The 26,648-nt window shown below is 67.9% G+C and carries 24 protein-coding genes; 17 read left to right on the plus strand and 7 right to left on the minus strand.

What is annotated here, in order from left to right; translation table 11 throughout:
- Positions 1 to 90 precede the first annotated feature (90 nt).
- A complete protein-coding gene (locus ACEYYH_RS05125) occupies positions 91 to 801 on the minus strand; it encodes an ABC transporter substrate-binding protein (protein ID WP_374977183.1) in 711 nt (236 codons plus the stop codon).
- A 316-nt stretch (positions 802 to 1,117) separates the two neighbouring features.
- Complete coding sequence (locus ACEYYH_RS05130) at positions 1,118 to 3,826, minus strand: AAA family ATPase (RefSeq protein WP_374977184.1); 2,709 nt, start codon at positions 3,824 to 3,826, stop codon at positions 1,118 to 1,120.
- A gap of 159 nt (positions 3,827 to 3,985) precedes the next feature.
- Here ACEYYH_RS05130 and ACEYYH_RS05135 point away from each other — a divergent pair, with 159 nt between their 5' ends.
- The 6 genes from ACEYYH_RS05135 to ACEYYH_RS05160 all read left to right on the plus strand — a co-directional run bounded on the left by ACEYYH_RS05135 (position 3,986) and on the right by ACEYYH_RS05160 (position 9,630).
- Positions 3,986 to 4,810 carry an alpha/beta fold hydrolase gene (locus tag ACEYYH_RS05135; protein WP_374977185.1) on the plus strand — a complete coding sequence of 275 codons (825 nt, stop codon included), beginning with the start codon at positions 3,986 to 3,988 and terminating at the stop codon, positions 4,808 to 4,810.
- A 32-nt stretch (positions 4,811 to 4,842) separates the two neighbouring features.
- Positions 4,843 to 5,676, plus strand: coding sequence for an alpha/beta hydrolase (locus ACEYYH_RS05140; protein ID WP_374977186.1), 834 nt, complete (start codon positions 4,843 to 4,845; stop codon positions 5,674 to 5,676).
- A gap of 32 nt (positions 5,677 to 5,708) precedes the next feature.
- Entirely contained in the window at positions 5,709 to 6,524 is an 816-nt protein-coding gene (locus ACEYYH_RS05145) for an MBL fold metallo-hydrolase (protein ID WP_374977187.1), read from the plus strand.
- Positions 6,521 to 7,351, plus strand: a complete 831-nt coding sequence (locus tag ACEYYH_RS05150) for an alpha/beta fold hydrolase (protein WP_374977188.1) — start codon at positions 6,521 to 6,523, stop codon at positions 7,349 to 7,351. Before ACEYYH_RS05145 ends, ACEYYH_RS05150 begins: the two co-directional genes overlap by 4 nt.
- A 175-nt stretch (positions 7,352 to 7,526) precedes the next feature.
- Positions 7,527 to 7,937, plus strand: a complete 411-nt coding sequence (locus ACEYYH_RS05155) for a hypothetical protein (protein WP_374977189.1) — start codon at positions 7,527 to 7,529, stop codon at positions 7,935 to 7,937.
- 301 nt (positions 7,938 to 8,238) lie between these two features.
- A complete protein-coding gene (locus ACEYYH_RS05160) occupies positions 8,239 to 9,630 on the plus strand; it encodes a DUF2252 domain-containing protein (protein WP_374977190.1) in 1,392 nt (463 codons plus the stop codon).
- Between the two features lie 174 nt (positions 9,631 to 9,804).
- Here ACEYYH_RS05160 and ACEYYH_RS05165 read toward each other — a convergent pair whose 3' ends face one another.
- Positions 9,805 to 10,557 (minus strand): hypothetical protein, encoded by a 753-nt coding sequence (locus ACEYYH_RS05165; RefSeq protein ID WP_374977191.1) that lies wholly within the window; start codon positions 10,555 to 10,557, stop codon positions 9,805 to 9,807.
- Between the two features lie 226 nt (positions 10,558 to 10,783).
- Here ACEYYH_RS05165 and ACEYYH_RS05170 point away from each other — a divergent pair, with 226 nt between their 5' ends.
- From ACEYYH_RS05170 to ACEYYH_RS05180, 3 genes are all read left to right on the plus strand, one after another.
- Positions 10,784 to 11,422: a hypothetical protein gene (locus ACEYYH_RS05170; RefSeq protein ID WP_374977192.1), complete on the plus strand. Its 639-nt coding sequence runs from the start codon at positions 10,784 to 10,786 to the stop codon at positions 11,420 to 11,422.
- A gap of 216 nt (positions 11,423 to 11,638) precedes the next feature.
- On the plus strand, positions 11,639 to 12,142 hold the full coding sequence (locus ACEYYH_RS05175) for a VOC family protein (protein ID WP_374977193.1): 504 nt from the start codon (positions 11,639 to 11,641) through the stop codon (positions 12,140 to 12,142).
- Positions 12,143 to 12,243: 101 nt separating this feature from the next.
- Positions 12,244 to 12,795, plus strand: coding sequence for an AAA family ATPase (locus tag ACEYYH_RS05180; protein ID WP_374977194.1), 552 nt, complete (start codon positions 12,244 to 12,246; stop codon positions 12,793 to 12,795).
- Positions 12,796 to 13,546: 751 nt separating this feature from the next.
- On the opposite strand, the gene ACEYYH_RS05185 is transcribed toward ACEYYH_RS05180, so the two are convergent.
- Genes ACEYYH_RS05185 through ACEYYH_RS05200 form a run of 4 tightly spaced genes read right to left on the minus strand, consistent with a single transcriptional unit; the run spans position 13,547 to position 16,921 of the window.
- Entirely contained in the window at positions 13,547 to 14,245 is a 699-nt protein-coding gene (locus tag ACEYYH_RS05185) for an SGNH/GDSL hydrolase family protein (protein WP_374977195.1), read from the minus strand.
- 55 nt (positions 14,246 to 14,300) lie between these two features.
- Positions 14,301 to 15,233, minus strand: a complete 933-nt coding sequence (locus tag ACEYYH_RS05190) for an ROK family protein (protein WP_374977196.1) — start codon at positions 15,231 to 15,233, stop codon at positions 14,301 to 14,303.
- Positions 15,230 to 15,967 (minus strand): NAD-dependent epimerase/dehydratase family protein, encoded by a 738-nt coding sequence (locus tag ACEYYH_RS05195; protein ID WP_374977197.1) that lies wholly within the window; start codon positions 15,965 to 15,967, stop codon positions 15,230 to 15,232. Before ACEYYH_RS05195 ends, ACEYYH_RS05190 begins: the two co-directional genes overlap by 4 nt.
- A gap of 36 nt (positions 15,968 to 16,003) precedes the next feature.
- Positions 16,004 to 16,921 (minus strand): GntR family transcriptional regulator, encoded by a 918-nt coding sequence (locus ACEYYH_RS05200; protein ID WP_374977198.1) that lies wholly within the window; start codon positions 16,919 to 16,921, stop codon positions 16,004 to 16,006.
- Between ACEYYH_RS05200 and ACEYYH_RS05205 the strand changes: the two genes are divergently transcribed.
- The 8 genes from ACEYYH_RS05205 to ACEYYH_RS05240 all read left to right on the plus strand — a co-directional run bounded on the left by ACEYYH_RS05205 (position 16,895) and on the right by ACEYYH_RS05240 (position 26,607).
- Entirely contained in the window at positions 16,895 to 17,593 is a 699-nt protein-coding gene (locus ACEYYH_RS05205) for an N-acetylmannosamine-6-phosphate 2-epimerase (protein ID WP_374977199.1), read from the plus strand. The two genes, ACEYYH_RS05200 and ACEYYH_RS05205, sit on opposite strands and share 27 nt — an antisense overlap.
- A gap of 61 nt (positions 17,594 to 17,654) precedes the next feature.
- A complete protein-coding gene (locus ACEYYH_RS05210) occupies positions 17,655 to 18,884 on the plus strand; it encodes an ABC transporter substrate-binding protein (protein WP_374977200.1) in 1,230 nt (409 codons plus the stop codon).
- 132 nt (positions 18,885 to 19,016) lie between these two features.
- Positions 19,017 to 19,847 carry a carbohydrate ABC transporter permease gene (locus ACEYYH_RS05215; RefSeq protein WP_374977201.1) on the plus strand — a complete coding sequence of 277 codons (831 nt, stop codon included), beginning with the start codon at positions 19,017 to 19,019 and terminating at the stop codon, positions 19,845 to 19,847.
- Positions 19,844 to 20,656 (plus strand): carbohydrate ABC transporter permease, encoded by an 813-nt coding sequence (locus ACEYYH_RS05220; protein ID WP_374977202.1) that lies wholly within the window; start codon positions 19,844 to 19,846, stop codon positions 20,654 to 20,656. The genes ACEYYH_RS05215 and ACEYYH_RS05220 overlap by 4 nt, the downstream gene beginning before the upstream one ends.
- Positions 20,656 to 21,534, plus strand: coding sequence for a hypothetical protein (locus ACEYYH_RS05225; RefSeq protein ID WP_374977203.1), 879 nt, complete (start codon positions 20,656 to 20,658; stop codon positions 21,532 to 21,534). The genes ACEYYH_RS05220 and ACEYYH_RS05225 overlap by 1 nt, the downstream gene beginning before the upstream one ends.
- A gap of 44 nt (positions 21,535 to 21,578) precedes the next feature.
- Positions 21,579 to 22,565: an NAD-dependent epimerase/dehydratase family protein gene (locus tag ACEYYH_RS05230; protein WP_374977204.1), complete on the plus strand. Its 987-nt coding sequence runs from the start codon at positions 21,579 to 21,581 to the stop codon at positions 22,563 to 22,565.
- Between the two features lie 16 nt (positions 22,566 to 22,581).
- Entirely contained in the window at positions 22,582 to 23,583 is a 1,002-nt protein-coding gene (locus ACEYYH_RS05235; RefSeq protein WP_374977205.1) for a dihydrodipicolinate synthase family protein, read from the plus strand.
- 102 nt (positions 23,584 to 23,685) lie between these two features.
- Positions 23,686 to 26,607: a hypothetical protein gene (locus ACEYYH_RS05240; RefSeq protein ID WP_374977206.1), complete on the plus strand. Its 2,922-nt coding sequence runs from the start codon at positions 23,686 to 23,688 to the stop codon at positions 26,605 to 26,607.
- Positions 26,608 to 26,648: the final 41 nt, after the last annotated feature.

Consider the following 26,648-nt stretch of genomic DNA (forward strand, 5'->3'; position numbering starts at 1 on the left):
GCGGGGTCAGTTGCCCTGGGGCTGCGGCGATCTCACCGACCTCGACCCGTGAGTGTCCCTCGGCGTCCGACCACAGGCGGACGCACCGGATCACGGCTGGTTCCGATCGCCCGCTCCAAGCCATGTGCGGCGCATCATCGGGAGCGACCCTTCCGACTCCCGTGCCGCCTGTGCCTGGGCGAGCGTTGCGCCAAGAGGGTCGCCGACCGCTGTGGCGATCGCGATCTGCTCGACGGAGAGGCCGTGCATCACCACCTCGACATCATCGATGTCGGCGACGAGATTGCGGAGTACGGGATGCAGCTTCATCACCGCGTCGCACGAGCCGGCGGAGACGTCGTGGAGGGCATCATGAATTCGGTGATAGGGATACACCTTGACGCCCGCGATCAGCCCGCTCGCCGCCCATGCCCGCGCGATCGGTTCGCTGGTGTTGCCCGCCTGCACGCCGATCGTCATGCCGGTGAGGTCGCCGGGGTCGTGGATGTCGGGATGCCGCGTGGTGTTCACGGCGAGGGCCTGACCGGAGACGAGGTACGGCGGTCCGAAGTCACCCAGCTTCTGTCGCGCCGCTGTGATGGTTGTGCCCGAGGCGATGCAGTCGTACTCGCGCCCGAGGCCTGAGAAGATGTCATCGAAGTCGTCGCCCTCGAACGGAACGAAGGCTGCTCTGCGGCCGAGGTCTTCGGCAAGTGCGGTCAGCAGCGCCACGTCGAGCCCTTCGGGTCGGGCGGCGGAGCCGTTGAACGGGGGATCGGGGAACGCGGACCCCACCCGCAGGAAGCCGGGCTCCGCTGTCATGGGCAGAACCTAGCAGTGCCCACCGCGAGTGTGAAGGCCCAGGCACTGCGCACCGATGCACCGGAAGCCGGTCGCTGTCCGCGCGCCTGCGGCGATGGCCACGAGCCCACGGTCGCTCGCCCTGACGCGGTAGCCTGCGCACAGAGAAGTGGGGAGAACGTGACCTCGGCCCGGGGACGGTTGGTTTTCCATCGCGCCATCGTCTTGAGCGTGAGGCCACCTTCGTGCGCCAGCTTGCTCGCGCAGTGACTGACCAAGGAGATCAGAACAGCGCACCGCGTCGCCGAGCCCCGGGCCTGACGGGCTCGGGAACCCGTCAATCTCGCGCGAAGCGATCGGTCAATTGTCGCCGGGAGTTGATCTCAAGCTTCCGGAACACTTTGCGCAAGTGGTAGTCGACGGTGTTCGGGCTGATGAACATGGTGGCCGCGATCTCCGCGTTGGTCGAGCCGCGCGCGGCGAGTTCGGCGACCTGCCTCTCCTGGGAGCTCAGAGGGTCCACGGGCATCGGATCGTCGTGAATGGAGCCGCCGCAGGCGAGGATCTCTCGGCGCGTCCGCTCCATGAACCTCGTGGCGCCGACCGAGGCGAAACCGTGGAACGCCACCTGCAACTGCGCGAGGGCCTCTGCCCGGCGGCGGGCACGCCGCAGCCATTCACCGTAGAGGAGTCGCGTCCGCGCGCTGTCGCCCTGGTGGCTCTCCGGCAGCACCTCGACGGCCTCGACGAAGTGTCTCTCGGCGTCAGCGTCGTCCGAGAGCAGCGCGATCGACCGGTACCAGAGGCCGTGCGCGACCGTCGAGCCGCTGGCCCGGGCATAGGACTCGATCTGACCGAGCGCCCACTGTGCCGCGGCTCGGTTGCCGCTGCGCGCGGCGGCTTCGACGTACTCGGGAAGGTGATGAAAGCTCGCCTGCAGGAACGGATGTCGTACGAGCGGCGTCAAGCGCTCGAATGCCGACGCGTACGACCCGTCCGCGATCTCGTTGATCGCGATGGCGCCGGCAGCCATGCGGGAGATGCCTCCCCACCCCGCCTCGTGGATGGCGTGCGCGATCTGCTCGACGGTCGGCGACGGCGCGCCCTCCCAGGCCAGCATCGCCGCATTGACCGCCTGCTCGTCGCCGAAGCCGAGCGCCCGCCTGAGCTCTAGCGATTCGGCGAGGTGACCGGATGCGGCCTTCGGATTCACCCTGCTCAGTTCCACGGCGCTGAGGATCCACAGGCACGCGTCAACGTCGCGGAGCGCGCCGGTCGCGCGACCGGTTTCCGCCGAACGACGGAGGAGCTCGACCGCCGCGTCCCAGTCCCACAGTGCGACGCAGGGCACGGTGACGAAGAACGCGAGCGACGTCAGGCTTGAGCCTGATTCGGCGCGGAGCGCATCGACTGCCTGCCTGAGCACGGGCGCCGCGTCGGCGTATCCATCGAGGATGAAAGATCCCGCAGCCCGCAGCACAACCGCCGTGATGTCTTCGCCTTCGGACGCCTCGCGCATACGCAGGCCCAGTTCGCGGACCGTCGCACCTACCGCCTGCTCCTCGGTCACGGTTGCGGAATTGAGCGCGAGGAGAAGCGCTTGCCGACGCAGCTCGGGTGCCGATTCGCCCGCCAGGTCGGCGGCTGCGACGAGCTTCGCCATGCCGGTGCGCAGGCCCTGCGGGTCGGACAGGAAGAGCCCGGCCATCGCTTCGACGATCAGCTTGCGCGCGTGCCCGATGTCGTTGAGCCGGCTCTCCTCCGCGCGCGCGAGAAACTGCAGAGCCAGACGCGCGGCCCCGGCGCTCAGGGCCGCTTCCGATGCGGCCACGGAGCGCTCGCTGGCGTCGGCAGGATCGGGCGAGAGCTCTGCCGCGCGCGCGAGGAGATGCGCCCGCGACAGCATGCCTCCGCGGGCGCCGGCGGCGTCGGCGGCCGCGGTCAGCTGCGCAGCCACGTCGGCATCCGGTCCACGCGCGGCCGCTGCGGCGTGATGGGCCGCGATGTCGAGGTTGCCGCGGGCCCTCGCATGATCGCCGAGAGCCTGGTGGACGCTTCGGCGCGCTGCGTCGGTGGCCGCTCCATAGACGGCGGAGCGAATGAGCGGATGCCGGAATCGCACAGCGTCGCGGACCGCCACGAAGTCGATGCGTTCGGCGGCCTCGGAGGCTTCGGGAGGTACGCCCAGTGATCGCGCCGCGGAATCGACGGCGGCGGGGTCGCCGGTGGACTCCGCGGCGGCGATGAGCAGCCACAGCCGGCTGGCCGAGGGGAGTTCGGACATCCGCTCGGTGTAGATCATCTCCAGTCGGCCGCCTATCGGCACCGGCGAGTGCGTGATCGCGGTCGAGGTCAGCTCGGCGGCCGACATCTCGGCGCCGAGCTCCCGCAGCGCGAGGGGGTTTCCCGCCGTGTACTGGACGTACTCTGCGGCCACCGTGGGATCGAGCTCCCCCTTCACGCCGCTGCGAAGCAGCGTCGACCCCGCTTCGGTGTCCAGGCCGCCCAGCTCTATGCGCGGGACCCCGGCGAGAGCGCCCTGGACTCCTTCATCGGCCCGCGCCGCCAGTACCAGGCCGACTCGTTCAGCCGAGAGGCGACGGGCGACGAACCCCAGCACCAGCAACGACTCGGCATCCACGTACTGCGCGTCGTCGACGACGCACACCGTGGCTCGATCGGCTCCCGCTCTCGCCAGAAGGGACAGGAATCCGAGCCCGACGAGCAGCGGCTGTGGCGGGGGACCCTCGTCGACCCCGGCAGCGACGCGGAGAGCGGCGCGCTGCAGCTCGGGCAGATCGGACACGTACTCGATCAGGGGAGCGCCGAGCCGTTGAAGCGCGCCGAAGGCGATGCCCGACTCCACCTCGACGCCCTGGATCGCGAGCACGCGGAGGGCCTGCCCGTGATCCCGCAGTGCGGCCTCTATGAGCGTCGTCTTCCCGATGCCCGGTTCACCTGCCACGAGCAGGGAGCCCCCCGACTCGTTGCGGACGCCCGCGAGCAGCGCACGGAGTCTCTCAGACTCGGCCGCGCGCCCCAGCAAACCCTGTGCCGCTTCGATGCAGTCAGAGTAGCGGGGCGCACAGCCGCCAACAAAAGCGTCCTCGTGGTCGTCGAGGCGGTAAGACTACGAGCAACACGTGGTGCGCGCAGGCCGGCGTGCGAGCACGATGGCGGCATCCCAGGACCTCAGGAGGATGCCATGCCCTACGTGACCACCGATGACGGCACCCAGATCTTCTACAAGGACTGGGGCAACGAGGGGTCTCCCGTGCTGCTCAGCCACGGCTGGCCGCTCAACTCGGACGCGTGGGAGGCGACTGCGCTGTTCCTGGCCGAGCATGGCCACCGGGCGATCGCACACGACCGCCGTGGACACGGCAAGTCGAGCCAGACGTGGGCGGGCAACGAGATGGATACCTATGCCGACGACCTCGCGTGCCTCATCGATCATCTGGACCTGAGCGACCTCACCCTCGTCGGGCATTCCACCGGCGGCGGGGAAATCGCCCACTATGTGGGTCGGCACGGCAGCGCCCGTGTGGCGAAGGTCATCCTCGTCTCTGCCGTGCCGCCGCTCATGGTCCGCACCGACGACAACCCGCACGGTGCGCCCATCGAGACATTCGATGCGATCCGTGCTGGTGAGGCCGGCAACCGTTCGCAGCTGTACCGGGATCTCGCGGATGGGCCGTTCTTCGGCAACAACCGCACCGGCGACGTTGCGCAGGGCACGCGCGACGCGTTCTGGCTGCAGGGACTCGCGTCAGGCACCCGCAACGCCTACGAGTGCATCGCCGCGTTCAGCGCCACCGACTTCCGCCCCGATCTCGCCCAGATTGACGTGCCCACGCTCGTCATCCACGGCGACGACGACCAGATCGTGCCGTTCGAGATCAGCGGCAAGCTCTCCGCACAGCTGGTCCCGAACGCGCAGCTCATCGTCTACGAAGGCGGCGCGCACGGACTGCCGGACACGGAGCGCGAGCGGCTCCACAACGACATCCTCACCTTCATCGAATCCTGACAAGCACGCACGCGAAAGGCAGGCATCACGAAATGAGCATCAACGAAGCACCCGACACCATCGTCCTGATCCACGGCCTGTGGGTCACCCCGCGTAGCTGGGAAGGCTGGAAGGAACACTATGAGGCGGAGGGCTACACGGTCCTCACTCCCGGGTACCCCGGCTTCGAGATCGAGGTCGAAGCGCTGCGTGAGAAGCCGGACCTCATCGCGAATCTGACCGTGCCTGACACGGTGGATCACCTGGCGGCAGTCATCGAGGCACTCCCCAAGCCGCCGATCATCATGGGGCATTCCTTCGGCGGAACCCTCACGCAGATGCTCCTCGCCCGCGGTCTCGGCGCCGCAGGCGCCGTCGTCGACTCCGCCCCCACGGAAGGCGTCCGGGTCACTCCGCTCTCCCAAGCACGATCGCTGTTCCCCGCGTTGAAGAACCCGGCCAACGCCCACAGAGCCGTCGGATTCACCAAGGAGGAGTGGCACTACGCCTTCGCGAACACCCTCACCCGCGAGGACTCCGACGCCGCATGGGCGAGATACGCGATCCCCGCCCCGGGCAACTGGGTGTGGGCATACGGCCTCCTGGCCAACTTCATCCCCGGTCACCAGGAGACCTGGGTGGACTACTCCGTCGACCGAGCGCCCCTGCTGTTCATCGGCGGCAGCGAAGACCACATCATGCCGCCCGCCGTGAACAAGTCCAACGCCAAGCACTGGGGCAAGTCGCCGGCGCTCACCGAGTACCACGAGTTCGAGGGGCGCGACCACTGGACCTGCGGGGCGCCTGGCTGGGAAGAGGTCGCCGACTACGCCCTCGACTGGGCGGTCGCACACGCCAAGCCCGTCCCCACCTCCACCACGGCCTGACCGCTCATCCGGCCCCCGGTTCAGGAGACATCATGCAACTCACCCGAATCGGGGGCCCGACCATCCTCGTCGAGATCGACGACTGGCGGATCCTCATCGACCCCACCTTCGACCCGCCGCAGGACCGCTACCCGTTCGCGCTGGGCGCCTCGAGCGTGAAGACGCGCGGACCCGCCATCGACACCGACACGCTCGGGCACATCGACCTGATCCTGCTCAGCCACGATCACCACGCCGACAACCTCGACACCGCCGGGCGAGCGCTGCTGCCCGGCGCCGGACACATCCTCACCACCCGCAGCGGGGCGCAGCGCCTGAACATGCCGCACGCCGAAGGGATCTCGGCAGACCAGGCGACGCTTGTTGAAGCACCCGGCAAGGAGCCCTTGCGTATCACAGGGACCCCCGCACGCCATGGACCTCCCCTCAGCACGGCGATCGTCGGTGACGTGGTCGGGTTCACGATCCGTCGCCAGTCCCGCTCCAGGCAGGACCTCTGGATCACCGGTGACACTGTCCTCACGCGTCGGCTCCGCGACGCCGCCCGACGTCTCGAAGTGGACGTAGCGATCATCAACGCCGGCGGGGTGCAGTTTCCCATCACCGGGCCGATCCGTTACACGATGACCGGCGCGGACGCCGTCAAGCTCGTCGCCGACCTGCAACCGCGTGTCGCCGTGCCCGCGCACTACGACGGCTGGTCGCACTTCCGGGACGGAGAAGACGGCATGCGCACCGCCATCCGCGAAGCACCCGCCGACGTACGCGGCCGCTTCCGCTGGCTCCCCGACGCCGTGTCCATCGATCTCAACGAGGAAACCACCCCACCCGAAAGGACAGCGCCATGATCACCCGCACACGCCGAGGGCGACTCGGCATCGCTGCCGCCGCACTGGCGGCCTCGCTCGCGATCTTCGGATCAGTTGCGGTGCCCGCATCCGCAGAACCGGCCACCGGTGCAAAGCCGAACCCACCCAAGCCGACGATCGTCCTCGTTCACGGCGCGTTCGCCGACTCGAGCGGATGGAACACCGTCGGCACCGCCCTCCAGGCCGAGGGGTATCCCGTTCTCGCATTCTCCAACCCGCTCCGAGGCATCCAGTACGACAGCGCCTACCTCCGCGACTTCCTCTCCACGATCTCGGGCCCCGTCGTCCTCGTCGGCCACTCCTACGGCGGTGCCCTCATCACCAACGCCGCGACCGACAACCCGAACGTGAAGTCCCTCGTCTACATCGCCGCGTACGCCCTCGACGAGGGCGAGAGCGTGCAGGCGGCCAACGCGCTCGGCGGCGGGCATGCCGAAGTCACCGACCACCTCGTGCTCCGCCCCTTCCCCGGCGCCACCGCCGGCGACGCGGATGCCTACATCGACCCGGCCTTCTTCGCCGAGCTGTTCGCCGGCGACGTCCCGAAGGCCGTAGCGAAGAGCATGGCCGGCTCTCAGCGACCCGGCGCCCTGGCATCCCTCGTGACACCCTCAGGGGTTCCCGCGTGGAAGACCATCCCCAGCTGGTACCTGGTCGCCAAGAACGACCGGATCATCCCGCCCGAGGCCGAGCGGGTCATGGCCGCACGCGCCGGCGCCACGACCGTCGAGGTGAACAGCTCGCACGTGCCGATGATCAGCCAACCACTCAAGGTCCTCGCCCTCATCAAGGCCGCCGCCAAGTAGGGACGGCCGCGATCCATCAGCCCCGACGCAGCAGCCGCTGCGTCGGGGCTTCATGACTCGATGAGTAGGTCGGTGTCGCCAATATTGACGGCACGGACGTCGTGCGCGGCACCTCGGACTCTCAGCGGTTCGACGTGGGAGCATCGCGCAGGGCAAGCTCCAGATCGGATCCCACGTGCCGCGGACGACCGTCTCGCCGATCGAGCTGAGCGTGGATGGTGTCGACGGTTTCCCGACTCCGTTCCAGATCGTCATTGCCAGGCTGGCGCGTACTCCATCCCTCGTTGCCGGCTATGCGGGCCTGACGTCTCTGCTCGACTCGACCGACTTTCATCGCATCGGGGAACTCCCACTCGACGAGTGGGTGTTCCACCTGTCGCTCATCTACGCCGGTTCGCTCGATGAGATCGGCTGGCAAGCGCTGGACGATCGCAGTCGACGGGCTGTTGAACCGCGGCCGAAGGAAGTCATCACGAGCGCCGAGTTCGTTTGGTACGCCCACGGGATTGAGCACGTCGAGACGCTCCGGTTTGGAGCCAAGGCAAAGGGCCACGTGCGCACTCCGGCGCCGGTTGAAAGACCCTGACCTTCGCGCGCGCCCCGACTCGGGACACCGGGTCGTCTCGCGTTCACTCCGAGGGTGTCTGTTGCTTCCCACCTGCGCGACGAGGCCGCGATGGCAGTGTCGTCGGCGAGTGGGTCGCTGGGTCTGTCGTTCGGATCGATGATGGTGCGGTGAGGCGCGATCCATGCGCTGAGACCCACCGAGCCTGTAGATCAACTCGATCACGAACTGGCAGACAGGCACGCGAGCCGGTCGCTGTCCGCACACCTGCGGATGTGACCGTCCACGCCCGGTCGCGCGCCGTCAGGCGTAGCCTGCCCACATGGGCAAAGGTGAGCGACGGTCACCCGCGGAAGAAGCCGCGCGACGGGTGCGCAAGCGTCTGCCGCGGCGAGGCTTGGCCGAGCTGGTCCTGCCTGGCGACCGGGATCCCCTCGGAATCCTCGAGGAACAGCACGCGTCGCGACTGAAGGATCTCGTACCAGTGCGGGTGGGACGAATGCTGCAATCTCCGTTCGCGTTCTACCGGGGCACGGCGGCGGTCATGGCAGCCGACCTGCGCGGTGCACCCACCACCGACCTCGAGGTCGTCTCCTGCGGCGATGCCCACCTCTCGAACTTCGGTTTCTTCGCCTCGCCCGAACGCGCGCTCGTGTTCGACCTCAACGACTTCGACGAGGGTGGCGTCGCGCCCTGGGAGTGGGACGTGCGACGGCTCACCGCGAGCGTGCACATCAGCGGGCGCGACATCGGCTTGAGTGAGGACGCATGCCGCGACGCGGCCTTCCTCGCGGCTGACGCGTACCGCGAGACGTTGCGGTCGTATTGCCGCCTCTCCACGCGAGAGCGCTACTACACGCGGGTCGACACGTCCGCGGTCGCTCGTCACCTCGGGGAGAAAGGCGAGCGGACCGTTCGCAAGGCGGCGAAGAAGGCCCGCGCCCGCACGTCCGAGCGGCTCCTGCAGCGCCTGACGACGTTCTCGGTCGACGGCGGCATCCGCATCGTCGATCAACCTCCCGTCTTGCGTCACGTCGACCACGCGACGCTGGGCGAGGTCACCGACCTTTTCACCGAGTACCGCGCGACCCTGCGCGAGGACATCGCGTTCCTTCTGGAGCAGTATCGCGTGGTCGACTTCGCCCTGCGGGTCGTCGGTGTCGGCAGCGTCGGCACCCGCTGCTACCTGCTCGCCGTCGAGGGCCCCACCGGCGACATTCTCTTCCTCCAGGTCAAGGAGGCTCCGCCGTCCGTCTTGGAAACGTACGGGGGGCGGCGTTCGATCATCCCCGGTCGCCCCGGCACGACGGACTTCATCGAGGGCCACCGCGTCGTCGCCGCCCAGCGGATCCTGCAGGCGAACTCCGACCTTTTCGTCGGATGGATGCGCGGCTGGGCCGGTGACTCCGCGGACCGACATCAGGTGGACTACTACTGGCGGCAGTTCAGGGACATGAAGGGGTCGATCGAACCGCACATGCTCGATGCCGACCAGTTCCGCTCGTACGGTGCCCTGTGCGCAGCACTGCTGGCTCGGGCGCACGGGCAGTCGCCCGCCTCGGCCGCGATCGTGGCCTACCTCGGCCGATCCGAGGAATTCGCCGAGGCGACGGCGGCATGGTCGGCCGCCTACGCCGATGTCGCCGAGGCCGACTTCGAGCAGCTGCGCCAAGCCGTCGCATCCGGACGCCTCCCGGCCGAGACCGGCGTCTGAGCCGGATCCGCGTACTTCTCGGCTCCGACTGCTGCGGGCAACTTCCACCGGCTTGCGGCGCCCGAACGCCGGTCGCTCGAGGGCAGTGCGCGCTTGAGGCGCGTGGCGTGCCGGCCGGAGTGCGTTCGGTTGTGGCTCCGCTTGCGGGCAGTGCCCGGCTTGTCGCGCGGTGGCTCACCGCTCCGAGAGAAGCAGGGGCATGAGTTGCAGACCGATCGCGCTCGCGACGTATCGGTGACGTCGATTGCTGGTGAGCTGAGCCACCCAGTCAAAGACCCCGAGGTCGACGATCTCGCGGAGCTCACCCGCTCGATCGTGAACCCCGTATCCCACGCGCAGCCCGCGGTAGTAGCCCGATGCGAGGGGTTCCTCTCGGATCTCGACGTCAGGAAACGCGCGTTCGAGCGCGGTTCGCACGCGGGGGCCGATCGCCGGCAGGGCATCGTCGTACCTCACGACGGCGACCGGCCGCTCCCACGCAAGTCCGTGAGCGTGGGCTGCCGATTCGAGCAAACGCCGGTACACGCGGAGCTGCGCGACCACGGCGTCGACTTCGAATCCGTCCTCGGGTAGACCGGCTCCAGCCTCAGCGAGCATCAACAGTCGGAAGTGCTTCGTGTGTCCGGTGCCGTCGCCGGTGGGCTGCATGCGAAGCAACTGATGCACCGTGCAGAGCCGGACATGCGCGGTCGGAGTCCGACGAAGCCGTGTGGCGCACTCGAGCGCCAGGACGTTCGTCGCGTCTGACACCACCTCGCTTCCACGGATCGTCGAAAGGATGCGGTCCTGCGAGCCCGGTGCCAGCACCGAAGAGACGCCCAACGGTGCGACCGGCGACAGCAGCACGGCCTCATATCCGCCTGCAGCCTCGAGCGCCAGCACGTCGTACGCCACGCTCGTACGAAGGTCGATGGGACTGGGGCGCACTGTCGGATCCGTTGTCCACTGCGTGAGGAGGTCCGATGGGCGACGCTTGCCGGCCTCGGCACGAGCCGCGGCAAGGAGCCCACCACGGCGACTGCTCGGCGAAGTACGGCCCCGATGCTCCATCGATACATCATTCATTCGATCGGCGCCCGCCACAACGGGCGCTCAAGCCGGTCCTCGCCTGGACGTTTTCGTGGGCTCGCGACGACGCGGCTAGTTTTGGGTCATGCACGGGCGCAGACTCAGCTGGCGGATAGGCGGCATCGGACTCATCGCGTGCGGGGTCGTCGCCATTCTCCGCGGGTCTGTTCTCGGGATTCCGATCGCGGGAACCGTTCTCTCCTTGCTGGCCGACGCGCTGTGGGCCGCCGCGATCCTTGTTCTCGCATTCGGACTTCACCGCGAAGGCAGCGTCGTTGCGCGTAGACCGCTCGGCCTCGCGGCGGCAGCGATCGTCGCGCTGTGGCCCGCGGTAGCAACCGTCGTCAACCTGCTCACCACACCCATAGATTCCACGGCCGCCGGCTCAGACGCCTGGTTGTCGTGGGTCTACATCTCGATCGTCCTGCCTGTGCTGGCGGGACTCATTGCCGCGGTACAGGTCGGTCGAGCGCAGGTGGTTCCTCGCCCATGGAATTGGGCGCCGCTGTGGGTGCTGGCAGCACAGGTCGCGCTGTGGGTCTTGCCGCAGCTACTGGGGATCGCCGCACCGTCGACATTGCTCCAGATGGTTGGCCTGCTCAGCGCGCTGAGCACTCTCGGGTTCCTGGCTGGCACGCTGGGTCTGGGCATCCTCGCTGTCGTACTGGCGAGTCGTGCCGGCGCGGGCACCGTCGCTGTCTTCAGTTCTTCTGCGCCTGAATAGCAACGCCCGAAACCGGTCCGTGTGCGCGCGCTTGGGATCCCGGCTTCAGTGGATGCTGCCGCGCGCAATTATCGCCGATGCGAGCGAATGAGGACATCACAGGTCCGGGAAGCGTGCCAATCTGGGGGCGATTACGAAAGGACCCCCATGCCCTCTTCAGACGCTTCCCCTGTTCCGGCCGCACCCGCGGGCTCCAACACCGTCAGCCCATTCATCATGACCGACAACGCTGCCGGCTTGATCGCATTCGTAGTCGATGTGTTCAGAGCGGTCGACGTGGCTGACGCGCGGACGCTCGACGCGGACGGGCTCGTCCTCCACTCCGAGTTGCTGATCGGCGATTCCCTGATCACCATCGCCGACCGCAAGGCCGATTGGCCGTACACTCCGGCGTTCACGCGGGTCTACGTGGACGATGTGCACTCCACGCTTGAGCGCGCCGCGGCCGCTGGAGCCCGGATCGTGACGGAGCCCACGGATTTCTGGGGAGACGTTCTCTCCCGCTTCGCTGACCCGTTCGGAAACCTGTGGTGGGTCTACAAGCACAGTTCGCAGGCCGCCTGGGATGACGAATCAGGGAGCGAGCCAGCCGAGCAGGCGTGGGGTGAGAATGATGACGACGCCTCCTGGGAGGCTTACACGACGCCAGAACTCGAGTACATCCACTCCACACTCGTCAAGGCGATGAAGGAGCTCCACGACCCTCGGTCCCAAAGGTAGTGATCCCGGCTACCGCTGGACGACTGCCCGTCCGCCGGTCGCTGAACGGTCGAAGGGCGGGTCGTTGCGCGAGTATTCTCGTGGCGTTCTAGAGTCGCGGGATGCGGATCGTCGTCTCAGGGACTCATGCGAGCGGAAAGAGCACGCTCATCTCCGACTTTGCCGCTCGGCACCCCGAGTTCACTGTGCTGCCAGATCCGTTCGAGCTGGTGGATGAGAGGTGGGATAGCCCCAGTGCCGCGCTGTTCGCCGCGCAGCTTCGCATCGCCGCTGCCAGGCTCGATCCAGACGAGTCCGCCGAGCACCTCATCGCCGAGCGGGGTCCGATCGACTTCCTTGCGTATCTACTGGCGCTGGATGACCTGATGGGTTCATCCAGCTCACGCGAACTTCTGCAGCGTTCGACGGCGATCACCCGCGATGCGCTGCAGCACATCGACCTCCTTGTTGTGCTGCCGCTCACCGCAGTGGATGGAATCGTCGCCGATGTCGACGAGTACGTGGCGCTTCGGGACGCGATGAATGATGTCCTCGTGGACCTCATTGAAGACTCGGACCTCGTCGGCGAACATGCGCAGGTCGTGGAGATCACCGGAGATCGGGACCAGCGGCTGGCCGCGCTGGAGGCACTGACGACGGGTCCGACCGGTTGACGGCTGCACCGACGGGTCGGCGAGCGTGCGGATGCCGGTCCTCCTCCGCGCCCGTGTGCGGCTGGGTTGGCGATAGGTAGGGCATGCTCTGAGGTATGGCCGGTTCGCCGAGCGATTTCGAGTACGTAGTGCGGGGTGGGGTCGTCGAGATACGCCGCGACGGCAGACTGGCGACGAGGTTGCGTAAGTCGGCCGCGCTCAAGTTCCTCGATGATGTCGAGCGAGGTGACCCCCAGGTTGTGATGGCTCGTGTCACTGGGAATTACAGGCGTGGCAACGAACGGTCGCACACCACCCGACCCTGAAGCGCGGCGAGGCAGTCGACGGTCCGTCACGGCGCGGACGCCGGTCGCGCGCGGCGGCACGAGAAACGGCTCTGCGAGACCGCAGCTTCCTGCAATGAAGAGCGAGACGCTCGTTTGCCCTGCCCGCTGGTCCGCGGGGGCGGAACGCCAAACGTGCCTTGCTCGGGGCATCGGTGAGGCACGGGGATCACGCCTCTTCCTGCACCGGCGAGTGGTAGGGGCGCGTGGCGGGCCGGTTCCGAGCGCTGAGCGAGTCGCTGCCGCTCCGTCGCGCGGGTGCGGCGAGGTCGTTCTGCCGCGTAGGCCCGCATTCGGTGCTCGGGTCTCGTGGCGTCCGGTCTCGATGAGCGAAATCGGGCTCGATCTGCGCGGCTTGTGTCCACATGGTGTCCATAGAAAACGCCCAGCGCCAGGGGGCATTCGTTCTCGGCTGCCAGAACGCGGCTTCAGGCGCCGGCCTCCACCAGACGATGCAAGCCGGGCAGTACTCGCGACGGGGAGGGCTGGAGGCCGAGTGCCTCCGCCACCCCGAGCGCAAGCAGGGCATGACCCGCGGCGTTGGGGTGGAAGGGATCGTTCAGCAGACCCCAGGCGATGCGCCCGGGATGAGCCGAACCGAGCTCCGCAAAGCGGGCGAAGTGATCGACGAGGATCGTCTGCTGCTGCGCGGCGACGTCGCGCACCGCCTGAGCGAACTCAGCGATGCGAGCCCGTTCGGGCGCGTTGGCCACGTCGATCGGGGGTTGAGTGAGCAGCACCGGGATGGCGCCGAGGTCGCGAACGCGAGTGACGAACTCGGTGACGTCCGCCGCGAACTCGGCAGGTTCGATGGCCGGCAGTACCCCGCCGGTGGAACAGTCGTTTGTGCCGATCATCAGTGTCACGACGTGCGGGCGCCACGCGGCGACTCTGCCATCGAAGTCGTCGAGCAGCTGCACGATGCGCCAGCCGCTGATGGCGGTGTTGATGACCGCGTCCTTCACGCGCACCATGTCGCCGCGGATGAGCTCGTGCAGGTGCTCGACGTAGTTGCGCGAGCCCTGGGTGTGCACGAGGCCGTGTGTGACCGAGTCTCCGGTGAGCACCCATGTCAGCGGCTCGGCCGCATCGAGCAGTGTGCGCAAGCGTGTCAGGTCAGCGTTCATTGCGATCCTTTCGGGACGTGGGGTCGTGAGTGCGGCACGAAGGGATCGGTGGGCGTCATCCGGGGATGGAACCCGTCAGTGCGCCGACGGCGGCGAGCGCTGCCCCCACCAATGGCGCGTCGGTGCCCAGCGCGGCCGCGCGGACCGGCACCTCGCGGACCGGGCCGTATGCACTCTCGGCGAAGCACTGGCGCAGTGACGACCAGTAGGGGTCGCCGGTGCCAGCAGCGCCTCCGCCGACGATCACCGCGTCGGGATCGAGAGTGGTGGCCAGGTGTGCGAGCCACCTCCCGAGGAGTCGGCCGCCGGAGGCGAGGGCTTCGCCGGCGAGCGCATCGCCATGGCGACTCGCGTGGGCGATCTGCTCCAGTCGGGTGTCGACGCCGCTGAGGTTGCGGTAGGTGCGCTGCATGCCGGGGCCGCTGACATACGGCTCGAGATGGTCGACCTCACCGCACGCACACCTCCGACCCTCATCGAGCCCGGAAGGGAGATGGGCGAAGGTTCCTGCGAGTCCGGTGCGCCCGTGCGCGAGCCGCCCGCGCGACACGATGGCGCCTCCGATGCCCGTGCCGACAGCCACGATGAGTGCGGTCTCCAGTCCGCGGGCGCTCCCGAGCGCGTGCTCCGCCACCGCGGTCGCGTGGACGTCGTTGAGAGCGGTCGTGGGTGTGCCGAGCGCGCGCTCGACGTCACCCGCGAGATCCCGCCCGGCCCAACCTGGCAGCAGGTCCGTGGCAGCGACCACGCGGCCCTGCCGGTCGACGACGCCCGCGGTCGCGATTCCGATGCCGTCGACAGGGCGTTCGGCGCGCTCCTTGGCCGCGGCCGCTTGGTCGATCACGGCGCGCACGATGCCCTCTCCATCGCGGGGCGTCGGCCTCCGCGAGACCGGGCTTCGGCGGGCGCCGGTGTCGTCGACGAGCGCGCTAGCGATCTTCGTTCCGCCGATGTCGAGCGCGACGATCATCCGGTTCTGTCGTGTCATGCCGTCGGCTTCCCCCACGACCGCTCGAGATTCTCGATGGTGGGCGCGAGTCGCGAGTCTCCGGCCAACGCCGTCTTCAGGTACCTTCCGCGACGCGGGGACAGGATCTCGATCGCACGAGCGAGGTCGGCGATTCGGAGTGCGGTGTAGGTGGTGCCGTCCGTGGTGAGTGGGACCGGAACCCTGTCCGACGGACGCAGCCAGAGCGGCCAGATGTCGTCGGGGGTGGGAAAGGCGATCCGGATCGACGTCACGGTGGGGCCGACGTCCTCCAGTGCGGCGCACGCGTGCTCGGCGAGCCGCTTGGAGAGCCCGTACGGGTCGAGCGCGTTGCCCTCGCCGTCGGTGGTGTCGGACCGGGAATCGGCGAACACCGACATCGAGCTCACATGGATGAAAGAGCCGACGCCGGCCGCAGCACAGGCGCGGATGCCCGCGTACACGGATCCGACGTTCACAGCGAACGCATCCCGCAGGCTGGAAGCGGCGTACGGGGGAGGAGTCCTGACGGGGACGTTCGCGAGGTGGACGGCGACGTCGACTCCCGCCAGCTCGGCAGCCAGCGCGGCTTCGTCGAGGACGTCGACGATCGCCACCTCCTGATCCTGCGCGGGGCCCGTGGGGGGCTGAACATCGATCTGAGTGACCTGCCATCGGCGCGCCCGCACTCGGAACAGCTCTGCGCCGACAAGGCCCGCCCCGCCCAGCAAGGCGACTCGAGGTGTGGATCCCATGACGCTTATGTATACACCAATTTCGGCGGGCAAGCGTCAGGGGAGTCGGTCAGGCGGAGCGTAGAGCGTCGTGTGATACGAATAGCGATCGCCGCGGTAGAGAGACTGGGAAAGCTCGATCGGGTCGCCGAGCTCGTCGCGCAGAAGTCGTTCCACGACCAGCGCGGACGAGCCGGGGCTCAGCCCGAGCAGGGCCGCCTCCTCGTCGGTCAGGGCCTTGACCCCGAGTGTCTGGTCCGCCTGGCGGGGGTGCTGGTTGTAGTTCAGGACGAGTGTCTCATAGAGCGACCCGTGAACGTCCAGGTCGGCAAGGCCGGGATACCTCTGCGTCGAGAAGTAGCAGGTCTCGAGCGCCATCGGTTCTCCGTCGGCCAGTCGAAGGCGCTGGATGCGCGTGACGGGCTCCTGTGCGGCGAGCTGCAGCTTCGCAGAAACGCTGGTGGGGGCGGGTTCCTCCAGCTGTGCGAGCACCTGTGATGTGGGAATGAGGCCGCGTCGTCGCATGTCCTCTGTGAACGAGGTGAGCTCGCCGGCCTTCTGTACGACGGCTGGTGTGGTGAAGGTTCCTGCGCCCTGGATGCGGTACACCCGCCCCGCGCTCGCGAACTGGTCGACCGCGCGCCGCACGGTGCTCCGGCTCACGCCGAAACGGTCCATGAGTTCCTGCTCCGTCGGCAGCTTGCTGTTGGCGCGCGGTGCCGAGTCGATGAGTGTCTGCAGGTGCTCGCGCAGCGCGTCGTGTTTAGTCGCCTGCTTGTCTTTCATTTGCTCTCCAGAGTTGACAACGATGGCGAACTCGTCTAGATCTAAACGTATGTACAAATCTGTCGAGTCGTATCGACGGTAACTCAACTCTAGGGATGTGCATTGAACATCGGTGAAGATGAACGCGCCAAAAGGCTCGAACGAATCCGCGGTGGGTTGGTCGTGTCGTGCCAGGCCGCGCCCGGTCATCCGATGCGATCGGTCGACGCCATCGGCCGATTCGCCGCCGCAGCTGAATTGGGGGGTGCGTGCGGCCTCCGGATCGAGGGGACGGAGGACATCCGTCACGTTCGGGTTCGGACAGGACTTCCGATCATCGGGCTGAAGAAGAGCCGCTCCTCGATCGGGCGACCGGGCATCACCCGCTCGGTGGACGACTGCCTCGCGGTGGCCTCCGCGGGCGCCGATGTCGTGGCGCTGGAAGTCGTGGACGACGAGGACCGTCCCGTCGTCTCTGCCCTCGAGGTGCTGAAGGCCGCGCGACGCGAACTGTCGATTCCGCTGCTCGCCGACATCTCGACGTTCGCCGAGGCGATCGCGGCCATCGACGCCGGCGCGGACGCGGTCGCGACCACGCTGGCCGGCTACACGCCGTCCACCGCGCAGACCGAAACGCCGGACCTCGATCTCGTCGAGCGCATCTCGTCGGTCGGCATCCGTGTGATCGCCGAAGGCTCGCTCACGACGCCCGCCCACGTGTCGCAGGCGATCTCTGCAGGGGCGTGGGCGGTGGTGGTCGGCGGGGCCATCACCGACCCATTGCAGATCACGGCGCGGTTTGCCCGTGCCGCGCGCAGCGTGGAGGCTGTGGCTTCGACTCCTGCGCACGTGGCCACCCCGTCCGGGCACCCCATCTCGTGACGTCGCCGACGGTGACGATTCCGCCCATGCACCACCAATCAATGCACCACAAGGAGGAGAAGTGAAAACCAGCAGGAAGATGGCAGCCGCGGTGGCCGCCGCAGCAATGGTCTCGCTCGCCGGCTGCTCCGCCGGGTCAGCCCCGGGGTCGACGTCGGAGGAAGTGACGATGTGGATCTACCCGGTGATCGCCGACGAGGCCGAGCACCGGGCGTTCTGGGACAAGCAGATCTCCGAGTTCGAGGCCGAGCACGAAGGTGTGACCGTGAACCTCGAGATCTTCCCATGGGCCAATCGTGACGAGGGTTTGACGACGGCGATCCTGTCGGGCACCGCGCCGGACGTGGTCTACTTCGTGCCCGATCAGATCCCGGCCTACGTCAACACGCTGCGCACGCTCGACGATGTGGTCGGTGACCGTGACGGCGAGTACCGTTCGTCGGCGCCGGCGGGCGTCACCTACGATGGGCATGCGTACGGTGCACCCGTGCTGATGAACTCGTACGCGCTGCTGTGCAACAAGAGCGTGCTGGATCAGGTGGGGGTCGATGCCCTCCCGACCACGTGGGACGAATTCACCGAGCTCGGTGCAACGCTCAAGGAAGCCGGCTTCGAGCTGATGCCGTACAACGGCAACAGCGCCTTCAGTCTCAACATCTCGTTCTACCCCTGGCTCTGGCAGGCGGGTGGCAGCGTGTTCACCGAGAGCGGGGACGACGTCGCCTTCGACTCGCCCGAAGGGCTGGAGGCGATCACGTACCTCCGCGGCCTCGTGACCGACGGCTACATGGATCAGGACGCCTTGACGGTGGCGCCGCCGATGGAGCAGAGCGGCCTCGCACTGGGCACCACCGCTTGCACGACGCAGCACGTGCCGCAGGAGGTCGAGCCGTTCTGGGGCGAGGAGAACATCCTCGTGGGCCTGCCGCTCTCCGAGGAGCTCAGCGTCGGGTACGGTGCGGTCTCGTCGCTCGCCGTGCTCAAGGATGCTCCGGATGCCGCGGCGGAGTGGGTGGCGTTCGCGACCCGTCCGGAGGCGCTGGAGGAGTTCAATGAGCTCTCCGGCTACTTCAGCCCGTACGCGGACTCGACGCTCCACTCGGATTCGGAGACGTATGCGGCGCTGGAAGCCACACTCGATTCGACCACTGTGGGCGAACTGCACGTGGCGTCCCGCAAGGTCATGGGTGCCGTGTCTCCGGAGCTGCAGGCGGCGCTCCTGGGGCAGACGACCCCCGAGGACGCCCTCGCGGCGGCCGCCGAGGCGGCGCGCCAGGTACTCGCGAAGTAGAACCGCCGGAGGCTCCCGCAGCCACACGGCTGCGGGAGCCCCCGCTTCACCGAAGTGGAATCGTCGATGAATCAGACAATGGCCGGTGCTCCGGCACCAACCAGGGCCCGCCGAAGGCGACGGCAACGCGGAATGTGGATCGGCCTCGCGTTCGCTGCACCCGCATTGGCGCTCTTTCTGGTGTTCCGGGTGTTCGCGTCGGGGGCTGGGCTGGGCCTCTCGCTGTTCAGCGTCGGGATCGACGGGTCGGCGCTGTGGGTGGGGGCGGCCAACTTCGTGCGCCTGCTGGAGGACCCGGTCTTCTGGGGCTCGCTGGGCGTCACGATCCTGTACACCGTCCTGACGGTGCCGCTGTCGATCGGGGCGTCGTTCCTGCTCGCCCTTCTCGTTCGCGGCCGGTTCCGCGGCGTCGGGTTCTTCCGCTCCGTGTTCTTCCTTCCCACCGTCACGAGCCTCGTGGTCGCCGCGACGATCTTCATCTGGATCTTCTCCGTCGACGGCCCCGTCAGCGGACTGCTGGGAACCGGCTCCTGGCTGGCGTCCCCGCAGCTCGTGGTGCCCGCGCTGGTCGTGGTCTCGGTCTGGGTGCGCTTCGGCTACGGCATGCTCATCCTGCTCGCCAGCCTGAACGAGATTCCGGAGGAGATCGAGGAGGCGGCGCGGCTCGACGGTGCGAGATGGCGCCATCTGGTGAGGTGGATCATCCTGCCGCACGTGCGCCCCGCGATCTTCTTCCTCGCGATCACCGAGACCGCTGTCTCGTTCCAGGTCTTCGACCTCATCAACGTCATGACCGGCGGAGGCCCGGGCCGTTCCAGCTACGCGCTGGTGATGTTCCTGTACGACCAGGGATTCCGGTACTTCGACTTCGGCTACGCGAGTGCGATCGGCGCCGTCCTGTTCATCATCGCGCTGGCGTTCGCCCTCTTGCAGCACTTTGTGATCGGACGGGAGAAGAAGTGACTCGCAGCGCTCGGATCTGGCGGTGGGTCGCCCTTATCGGCGCCCTCCTGCTGGCAGTCTTCCCCTTCTACACGATGGTTGTCCTGAGTCTCAAGCCCGGGCAACCGCTGGCCTTCCCCCAAGCTCTGGCACCGTGGCCTCTGAGCATCGACGCGTACGACGCGGTGCTCAGCGACGGCCGCATCGTGCGCTGGCTGATCAACACCACGATCTACAGTGTCGTCAGCACGGTGATCGTGCTCCTGATCTCCGCGATGGCGGCTTACGCGTTCGCCCGCCGGCAGTTTCCCGGCAGCACCGTCGTCTTCTGGGTGATCATCGCCATGATGATGGTGCCGTACCACATCACGCTGATCCCCACCTTTCTCATCGTCGCGGAGTTCGGCGGCGTGAATCAGTACTGGGGCCTGATCGTCCCGACCCTCGCGAACGCCCAGGCGATCTTCCTCATGCGGCAGTTCATCGCCGGGCTGCCGGACGAGCTCTTCGAGGCCGCGCGGATCGATGGTGCGGGCGAGTGGCGGGTCTTCGCCACACTGGTCCTTCCCCTGTGCAAGCCGATCCTCGCGACCCTGGGGGTGTTCGTGTTCCTGTGGCACTGGAACGACTACCTGTGGCCGCTGATCATCGCGAAGAGCGACGCGATGCGCACGCTGACGGTGGGCCTTGCATCGATGCAGCAGGAGGTCGTCCCGCTCAGTGTGCTCCTGGCCGGCGCGACGCTCTCCTTCCTGCCGATCTTCGTCGCCTACCTGTTCGCCCAACGCTCCTTCCGGCAGGGCTCCTCCATGGCGGGGATCAAGGGCTGATGTCGCGCAATCTTCGACGCGCGGCGGAAGGCGATATCGCGGTCGTCGGCTCGGCGACATCCCACGCACTCGCCTCCGTGCGGGCGATCCGCGCCCTGCAGCCGTCGCGCCGCGTGCGGGCGGTCGCGTTCGATGCGGATGCCTCGGCTGCCGCGCGGGAGATCGACGGAGTCATCGCGACCGAGGAGCTGCCGGCGCCCGATGCGGTGGACGGTGTGATCTTCGCGACCGACATGGCCCCGCGCTTCGAGCTGCTCGCATCACTGCTGGATGCCGGGGTGCCCGTCTTCATTCACAAGCCCGCGGTGGCCGACCTCGATGGTCTCCACCGCCTGCAGCGTGTCCTCGAGGCTGCCCCGCACCTCGCGGTGACTGGATCGATCCTGCGGTACGCGGATGTCGTGCGGTCCCTGGATCTCGGGGATGCCGCCGAGGTGGAGGTGACGGTCGAACATCTGCTGTGCCGGCGGCGCGAGGGGGAGGCGCCGCCGGAATGGGGCGGTCGGGTGGCCCGGGATTTCGGCATCCATGGCCTGGACCTGCTCGATCAGCTGGGCCGGCGCCCGCGAACGTGTCCGGCGGTGACGTGGGACTCTGCCGCGTGTGCGATGACCGTGCACGTCGGCCATGCAGGCGGCACGGACCGAGTGGTGCTGTCGGCGCGTGCGCGGGGCGAGAGGTATCGCATTCGGGCGCAGGGGCAGGAGTGGTCGCTTCCCGCGGGCGGCGTCGATCCGCTCGGACACGAGCAGATGCACCGGGTCTTCCTGGGCATGATCCGAGGCGATGGGCCGCCGGTGCCGATCGAGGACAGCCTCGCGCTCATCGCGGCGACCCTCGAGGCCGCAGACCACGCACAACTCGCAGTCACATCGTGAAGGGAACACTGCACATGAAAGAGCTGAGTCACAGCAATGATGAGATGGTCGTCGCCAGCGACGGCCTGATCGACTGGTTCGGACAGCAGACGGGGCGGCTGCTCGTGGTCGGCGCCGGAGGAAAGCTGGGGCCGAGCCTTGTGGCTCTGGCGGCGGATGCCAACCGGCGTGCAGGGCTGCCGGTCGAGATCGTGGCGGCATCTCGCTTCTCATCCGCTCGGACGCAGTCCGAGATCGAGAGCCTCGGTGTCACCACCGTCGCCGCCGATGTCACCGACGTCGACGACGTCCGGTCGCTGCCGGATGCGAACCTCGTCGTCTACCTGGCGGGGGCGAAATTCGGCACCGACGGGAACGAGTCCGCCACGTGGGCGGCCAACACCTTCGCCCCCGGGCTCGTCGCCCACCGCTACCGCGGGTCGCAGATCGCCGCCCTCTCGACCGGCAATGTCTACCCGCTGAGCGCCGTCGACAGCGGCGGCCCGGATGAGTCCGTCGCGCCCGATCCGGTCGGCGAGTACGCGATGTCGTGCTTGGGGCGGGAGCGGATGTTCGAGTACGCGGCTCATGCGTTCGGAACCCGGGTGTCGCTCATCCGGCTGAACTATGCGGTGGAACTGCGCTACGGAGTGCTGGTCGATCTCGCGCAGTCGATCGTGGCGGGCAAGCCGATCGATCTGGCCATGGGTCACGTGAACCTCGTGTGGCAGGGGTATGTCAACGAGGTCATTCTCCGCTCGCTCGACCACGCAAGTCCGCAGCCATTCCGCCTCAACCTCACGGGCGATGCAGTCCTGAGCGTCCGGGCGCTGGCGCAGTCGCTGGGCGAGCGCCTCGGCATCGAACCGGTGCTGACCGGGCAGGAGGCAGCCACGGCCCTGCTCTCGGACGCGGCCCTGTGCCACCAGCTGTTCGGTTCGCCGCGTGTGTCGATCGACGAGCTGGTCGTGGAGACCGCGGCGTGGATCGGCGAGGGCGGCGAGACGCATGGCAAGCCGACGAAGTTCGAGCGACGCGATGGGAAGTTCTGAGGTGGTGGGGACGCAGATGTCCGCGCTGTCCCGTCTTCGAGCGGGCGGCGTCATCCCTGCGCACCCGCTCGTCCTCGACGAGCAGCGGAACCCGGACTGGGTCGCGCAGCGCGCGCTCACCGAGTACTACCTCGACGCCGGGGCGATCGGCCTGGCCGTCGGCGTGCATTCCACGCAGTTCGAGGTCCGTCACCAGGAGGGGCTCCTGCGACAGATCCTCTCGGAGGCGGCCGCCGTCGCCGATGAGCGCGCGGAGCGTCCGATCCTGGTCGCCGGCGCGGCGGGAACGCTGCCCGAGGCGCTCGCCGACGCGGCCACCGCCCGCGACTGCGGGTACGACTTCGTGCTCCTCGCGCCGTACGGCGCGGGTGATGTGTCGGAGCAAGAGCTCGTCGAACGGACGCGGGCGATCGGAGAGATCCTGCCGGTCATCTCGTTCTACCTGCAGCCGGATGTCGGTGGCCGGCTTCTCAGCGAGGATTACTGGCGGGAGATCGCCGACCTCGACTGCGTCGTCGGGGTCAAGGCGGCGCCGTTCAGCCGGTATCGCACGCTCGAGATGCTGCGAGGAGTCGCCACGTCCTCACGTGCGACGCAGATCGCGCTTTACACCGGGAACGACGACAGCATTGTCGCGGACCTGCTGGCCGACTTCCACCTGCCGGGCCGTGACGGCGCGATGACGCATCTGCGCTTCGTGGGCGGACTCCTCGGGCAGTGGGCGGTGTGGACGCGGGGCGCCGTCCGCATGATGTCGCTCGTGCACGACGCACGCGCCGGTGACCATGCCGCCCAGATCCGTCTGCTCGCCATGGCCTCGGACCTCACGGAGGCCAATCGGGTCATCTTCGATGCCGCCAACGGTTTCGCGGGCTGCATCCCGGGCATCCACGAGGTGTTGCGGCTTCAGGGTCTGATGGCGAACACGCACTGTCTGAACCCGCGCGAAACCCTGTCATCGGGGCAGCGCGAAGCCATCGCCCAGGTGTGGGATCTGTACCCCGCACTGCGCGACTAGTAGTTCGTCATTGACAGCGGGTGCGGCATCCGCTACTAAAGGTACATACGAATACGAACAGGGGAGCGCTGGCGTATGAAGCGATACGGAACCATGCGAGGGATGGCGCTCGCCGCGATCACCACCGTCGTCAGTGCCATCTTCGTAGCCGGGGGCCCGGCTATCGCTCCGGCGTCGGCCGAGGCTCCTCTCGCGGTCGCGAATCCGAGCTTCGAGTCCGCCCTCGTCGGCGGCGCGATACCCGGGTGGACGCAGCCGTACGGCACGTTCTCGCTGTCATCGGATGCCTCGGCCGGAGCGACGAGCGTGGAGCTGGTGGACACGAACGCCACGGCCGCCGCGGGGCTCCTCTCCGCTCCGATCGCCGTGACGCCGTCTCACAACTACCGCATGGTCGTCGACTCGCGCCGCATCGACACCATCGGCAATGCGTACATGCGGTACTTCGACGCGAACAACACCCTGATCAGCTCATCGGTGGTACAGCTGAGCGGGAGCGTCGGGGTCTGGTCCACCACCACCCTTGCCTTCAGGCCGCCCGCGGGGACGGTCAGCGCATCCGTACTGCTCTACATCGGCGCCGCACAGGTGGGGTCGATCCGGTTCGACAACGTGCGCATTCTCGACGACGGACGCGTCGCCAACTCCGGCTTCGAGACGCCGTTGTCGGCCGGAGCGATTCCGGGGTGGAGCGTCGCGTACGGCAGCATCTCGGATTTCCAGACCAGCGGTGCGCAGAAGCTCACGGGCGGCGCCTCGCTGAGAATGCTCGACGGCTCCTCGAGCGCGGCGTCGGGATTGATCTCGGACTCCGTCGCCGTGGCTGCCGGTGACCGGTTGCGCGTGAACGCGGGCGTGTACCGGATCTCGGGAGCTCCCGCAATGTATGTACGTTTCTACAATGCATCGGGTGCTCAGCTGGCCAACCAGAGCGTGGGTTACAGCACGGTGCAGAACTCGTGGGACAGCCTGGCGATCGATGTCGTCGCGCCCGCATCGGCGGTGAGCCTTCGGGTTCTCCTCTACTCGGCCTCCACCTCCGTCACCGAGGCGTTCTTCGACGACGTATCGGTTTCGTCCCAGCTGACCGAGGAGACGAGCGCGGGCGTCCCGCTCTCCACCGTCAACTCGGCGATCTCGCTGGTGACGACCACCTCGGGCGGCGATCAGGTCGCCTACGTCGCGTCGTACGGCTCCCCGGCACGCATCTCGCAGATCGACGCTGTCACGGGCGAGCTGTTGCAGATCAGCCCGCTTCCGGGATCCGGGGGAGCGTGGGGCCTTGCCGTCGGCCCGGATGATTCGGTGTACATCGGCGGGTTGTCGTCGGGCCAGCTCTACCGCTGGGTGCCCGGGAGCGGGAACGCGGTGCAGCTCGGAGCCCCCGTCGCCGGCGAGACCTACATCAACGCGCTCTCGGTGGACCCCGCCACCGGGGTTGTCTACGGTGGCACGTTCCCGAACGGGCACCTGTTCGCTTACGATCCCGCGATCGACGCGACCGGATCGTTCGCGTCGGCCGTCACCGACTACGGCCAGCCGATCTCCGGAGCAACGTACGTGCGGTCGGTGGAGGTGGCCGGTTCGAAGGTGTTCGCCGGGACCGCGACCAATGCCGGACTGGCGGTTCTGGACATTCCGACACAGTCAGTCAGTCCGGTGAGTCTTCCGTCGGCGCTCACGGGTTCCGCGTTCGCGTACGGACTCACGGCTGCCGGAGGTTACCTCTTCGTCAGAGCGGAGACACCCGGCAAGGCAGCGGCCATGAAGCTCGATACCGGGGCGTGGACGGTGCTCGGCGACAGCCTGGGCCTGTTCGCCTCGCCGGCGAACGACGACGGCGATGTCTATCTCCTCGGAGGCGACAACTCGACGCTCCTCGTCTTCGACACGGCGACCGCGACGACGACGACGGTCGCTCTGCCCGACGGCGTGATGACCATGCGGAAGCCGGCCTGGATCGAGATTACCGGCGATGCCGATTACCCGGGCCAGACGTTGACGTGGCTGAATACGATCGGACAACTGCATCACTTCAGTCCCGACACGGGCGAGTTGCGGGTGCTCGAGACCGAGGTCCCGCAGGAGCCCGCGACCATCCATGGAGCTTCGGCGACTCCCGATGGCGACGTGCTGCTCTCCAAGTACGTGTCAGGGGGAGTGTCCTCCTACGACCCGGTCACGGCGTCGGTCACGAACTATGCCTCGAAGGTCGGGCAGGTCGAGGGGTGGGTGCACGCGGGCTCGACGACGTGGATGAGCTCGTACACGAAGGCGAGCGTCTGGGAGTTCGATCGCGCGGCGGCCAACACGGGTTCCAACCCGGCGAAGCTGTTCGATCTCGAGAGCGAGGACCAGGACAGGCCGATGGCGTTCACGGGGCTTGCCGACGGAAGGCTCGCGGTCGGCACGGTGCCGGTCTACGGCGCGCTGGGCGGAACGATCGCCGTGTTCGACCCGTCGGCGACTCCTGCGGCCCCGACCGTGTATCCGGCGCCCACCGCCGACCACAGCGTCGTCGCGCTGACGTCGCGCAGCGAATCGGGGAGCGAATACCTGTACGGCGGAACGAGTATCGACGGGGGATTGGGTAGCGTTCCGACCGGTGTCTCGGGCACCGTGTTCAAGCTCGATCCGGCAGACGGTTCGGTCGTCTGGTCGGTGGCCCCGGTCAGCGGCGAACGGGCATTCCCGGGCGTGACCATCGGCAGCAACGGCAACCTGTGGGCGATCGGGACCGGCACGCTCGTCGAGCTCGATCCATCGACGGGTGCCACGCTTCGCACGCGGCAGCTCGCCCCGGTCTCCACAGCGATCACGTGGATCGGGTCGAGCATCAGCTCGGACGGCGCCGGCAAGCTCTTCGTCCACGCGGGCAAGCGGCTCTTCGCCGTCAACGAGTCCGACCTTGGCGTGTACACCGTAGCCACCGGGGTCGACGTCGTCGCGATGGACTTCCTGAACGATCGTGCCTGGCTGGCGAGGAACACGGCGCTGTCCTGGGTCGACATCTCCGCACTCTGATGGTGCCGGAACAATCTCGCAGCACAGCCGCCACCAGGTCC

It is taken from the genome of Microbacterium trichothecenolyticum (genome assembly GCF_041938625.1).
GTDB lineage: Bacteria > Actinomycetota > Actinomycetes > Actinomycetales > Microbacteriaceae > Microbacterium > Microbacterium trichothecenolyticum_D.